This window comes from Roseibium sp. AWQ4_254 (assembly GCF_056161025.1).
In genome coordinates this window covers 1-3,640 of the sequence record NZ_JBSWYH010000072.1, presented here as the reverse complement: position 1 = coordinate 3,640, position 3,640 = coordinate 1, and the positions used below count along the sequence as shown (strand labels likewise).

The 3,640-nt window shown below is 43.6% G+C and carries 4 protein-coding genes; 2 read left to right on the top strand and 2 right to left on the bottom strand.

Annotated elements, in window-relative coordinates; all coding sequences use genetic code 11:
• Window positions 1–309: 309 nt before the first annotated feature.
• Entirely contained in the window at window positions 310–1,134 is an 825-nt protein-coding gene (locus ACXAIC_RS24600) for an FkbM family methyltransferase (protein WP_475187042.1), read from the top strand.
• A 7-nt stretch (window positions 1,135–1,141) separates the two neighbouring features.
• On the opposite strand, the gene ACXAIC_RS24595 is transcribed toward ACXAIC_RS24600, so the two are convergent.
• Both ACXAIC_RS24595 and ACXAIC_RS24590 read right to left on the bottom strand, forming a co-directional pair.
• Complete coding sequence (locus ACXAIC_RS24595; RefSeq protein WP_475187039.1) at window positions 1,142–1,810, bottom strand: hypothetical protein; 669 nt, start codon at window positions 1,808–1,810, stop codon at window positions 1,142–1,144.
• Window positions 1,811–1,834: 24 nt separating this feature from the next.
• Window positions 1,835–2,920 carry a glycosyltransferase family 2 protein gene (locus ACXAIC_RS24590; RefSeq protein WP_475187036.1) on the bottom strand — a complete coding sequence of 362 codons (1,086 nt, stop codon included), beginning with the start codon at window positions 2,918–2,920 and terminating at the stop codon, window positions 1,835–1,837.
• A 300-nt stretch (window positions 2,921–3,220) separates the two neighbouring features.
• On the opposite strand from ACXAIC_RS24590, the gene ACXAIC_RS24585 reads away from it, so the two are divergent.
• Window positions 3,221–3,616 (top strand): IS110 family transposase, encoded by a 396-nt coding sequence (locus ACXAIC_RS24585; RefSeq protein ID WP_475187034.1) that lies wholly within the window; start codon window positions 3,221–3,223, stop codon window positions 3,614–3,616.
• The last annotated feature ends 24 nt before the right edge of the window (window positions 3,617–3,640 follow it).

Below are 3,640 nucleotides of genomic sequence, written 5' to 3'. Positions count from 1 at the left end.
TCATTAAGGGCCCTTAAATGTCCATTTAATTAAGCGGACACTTAACGCACCAAATCGAAAAGCGGCAGGTCGGGTTCAACGGACGCTCACGCTCAATGTTGCCCTCAAACTCAGCAAAACTCGCGAGCAAATCGCGATAAGCGGCCACACTATCAAGCCCCAACACAAATTACTGGGTTTATGCGGGTGTCCAGCTCTCATCCGAGTTGGAGTGCCACCAAAACCTTTTCCATCAAAAAACACAGCTGGCCAAAATGGTTATAAGGCGATAATTAGGTCCATGGCTCAACTTAATGAACGCGGATAAATATGGCTAAAAAGAAGTATAGAAAGAAGTATATTCAAGATTTCGTACTTTCTCTAGATAACCATAGATGGCTGGAGTTTTTATTTAATGCGTATGTAAAATTAAACAAAAGTTGGAAAATAAAAGTTCGTGCGAAAGGTGACCTAATACGAGTAACCGATGAAGATCAGGATAGTATCCTTGTGATTCATCCGTCTAGAATACCCCTTTATAAGACAGGCGTTGAAGGAAGAGTTTTCTCCCTCTTGAATGACTACATGATTGATAGGAGTGAACTTGCTGAAGGCGACACAATAATAGATTGTGGAGCGAACATTGGTGAGCTTGGTGTCGCTTTGCGGGGCCTTCAAACTAAGTTCAACTATATCGCATTCGAGCCAGGAAAAAGTGAGTGCGAGGCTTGTGCGCTCAACAATCCCGGCTCTTCCTGCGAGAATGTCGCGCTCTGGAGCGAAAACTGCACGTTAAATTTCTTTGAAAAATCAGAGAGTGCTGACTCGTCGCTGATTGAATTTAATGACCACGAGAGCGTCTCTAGTATCCAAGCCATAACACTTGATCAATACTGCCTAACTAACAATATAAGCAACATTAAATACCTAAAAATTGAAGCAGAAGGAGCGGAGCCAGAGGCATTGTTCGGAGCGCGGGAGATGCTTGCAAGAACGACGTACGTAACGGTTGACTGCGGATTTGAGCGGGGGAAAGCTAAAGAAAGCACCCTGCCACAAGTTGTGAAATACCTTCTGCGGCAAGGGTTTGAACTGAAAAGTATCACTGAACCTAGACTAATCGTTTTATTTGAGAACAGGAATTTCAAGAGATAAATAATATTTATGCGACGTCATGAAATTTAATATTTTTGTTTTTTTCTAAAAGTCTCTTGTAAACTAATTCATCGGCCTGAGCGTGGAAATTGTTGCTAATATGCTGTTTGTCATAGAACCGCTGGGAGAAATCGAATACGCTGATTCCAATCACATTTATTTCATAGTATTGGTACTGTTGCTCAGCGAATACAACCGCAAGCATTCCCGAAGAGGGGCGCGAGCAGCGAAGATAACGCTGCTTACCCATGAGATATTTTCTTAGCTCTTTGATGCGTCTAATATCGCTCAAAAAATATGACGCGAAATATTTCAAGGGCAAGAATTTGTAGGCTAGGCGCCGAAGAATTTTCTCGCCGATTTCTTCTTCTTCTTGGTAAGTAAAGTTCATATACTCCAAAAGGTCCCGCTTCTCCGGAGACCAGTGGTATAGCTTATCAAGTTTAACGCCTTCGATCGCTTGCCGATCCAACTTTGTCTTACAATCGGTCAATGGCGAGCAGAAAATCAACGAGGCGAATCCAATTTTCTTTGTGCCTTCCGTGTACCTTTGCGCGTATGCTATCGCGCCATTAACAAGAAAAACTATATCCGGTTCTCCGGGCGGAAAGGTTGGATTTGGTTTTGAACCTACTACATCGATTCTCACGGAGTTGGCCTTTTCGAAACGACGCACACTAATGCCAGATCCTTAGTTACACTAAACAATGAGAATTTCATTCTCGCCGGTTACCTCTACGTGTTTTTCGAGAAATTTCCTGTAGCGGTATTTGTGACGACGCACAATGCGCATTGCTTCTTTTTCCCTCGGGTTTGGTAGCGAGGGTTCGATTTTGCTACAATTTTCAAGCAAATTTGCCCAACGAATTATATCTGAGTTAAGATGATTAAATATCTGTTTAGTGGAAAAACTAATCTTATGCGTTTCAAATAAAGGATCTTTTCCGTGAGTTCGATAGTTTGCTACAAACCAAAGAATATCCTTTTCGGAAACGTCAGCCTTCTCCCAGTCTTTGCCGTAAACATCTACCAAATATGAAGCATTTTTTTTAATTTTACTTGAAAATTGACTATAAGGAAAATTATCTAGTTTTTGTTGTAGATGATCTCTATTTAAAAATGGAACATGAAATAGCTCAAGTTCTGATTTTTTTGTTTTTGGAGGGAAACGCTTATCTAAGAATTTGGGAACCGGACGCATCGCGAAGTGGTTGCCTGCTCGAAGCCAAAATTTTCCTGCTTTTTCGGTATGGTAGCAAAGCTTAGTGGTGGGCGACAGCACGTTTGAAAAGAGAAACTCCGTCGTGGCTTCAATACCATGGGTCTGTTTGTCTTTGGCGACCCCATTTCTCCATTGAAATTCAACATAGTGAGCGTCTGAATGTGTCGAATAGAATTGGTTGGCTTGATCCCGATCACGAAAAGGTAAGAATTCATCAACATCGAGAACAAAGACCCAACTGTATCTATTCCTAATTGCAAAATGGACCCAGATTGCATTCATAGTGATGTCTTGAGCGAAGATACCCATTTTAGCGCGAAAAACGTGAACGTTGGTAGATGAAAGCTCCCTGAGGTCCCTTTGAGAATTATGATCGATCAGAATAATTGTATCGACCAAATTGGAATGATGAGCTAGAAATGCAGGAATATATTCATAGCTATCTTTGACTTGGCATATTACGCAAGAATTGCATTTGCTAGACGTCATTAAAAAAATTGCCTGTTCTTCGGATATATTCCAACCGTTAATACTTGGAGCTGCTACTGGCTGGCAGTTTTTCAAGGACACCGCTTAGAAATACAACATCATAAGAAGATTCACGTCCTTGGACCGCACTCTGAATGGAGTTTAGGTTGTCTAATTCCGTTCACATGGTCAAGCCCGCAAGCCTATTTTCTTCCCACCGGGTTCACGGTTGTCTTCGAAATCATTCCCATCTGCTTTAGCCGGGAGCTTCATGATAGGACCCTTTAGTTTCAGCCTCCCAAGTATAATACATAGCGTAATTCCGGCGGCCACTCTCCTGAGCCTATGATGCGGGGTCGTAGCACACGCCCCAAGAGGCATAAAAGGAGAGTGACCGTGTCAGAGTATGTTGGATTTGATGTTTCGAAGGAAGAGACTTCGTTCTGTGTGAAGGACCGGGATGGGAAGGTCGTTGGTCGTGGCAAGGTTGCAACTGACCCTGTGTCTTTGTTTGAGGCGCTGAAGGCGACCTGCCTTTGTCCTGAGCGGATCGTGATGGAAACGGGCACCTGGGGCCACTGGCTGGTAAGGGAACTTGGCAGACTTGGCGTTTGTGTTGATCTTATCGACGCCCGTCAGGCGCATGCGGTTATGAAGCTGCAGCACAACAAGACGGATGCCAATGATGCGGAGCTTCTGGCGGAGATCGCCCGCACCGGGTTCTGCCGTGAGCGTCCGTTGAACCCGACCTGCCGCTTTTCGATTTGGTGCGTTAAGTGTCCGCTTAATTAAATGGACATTTAAGGGCCCTTAATG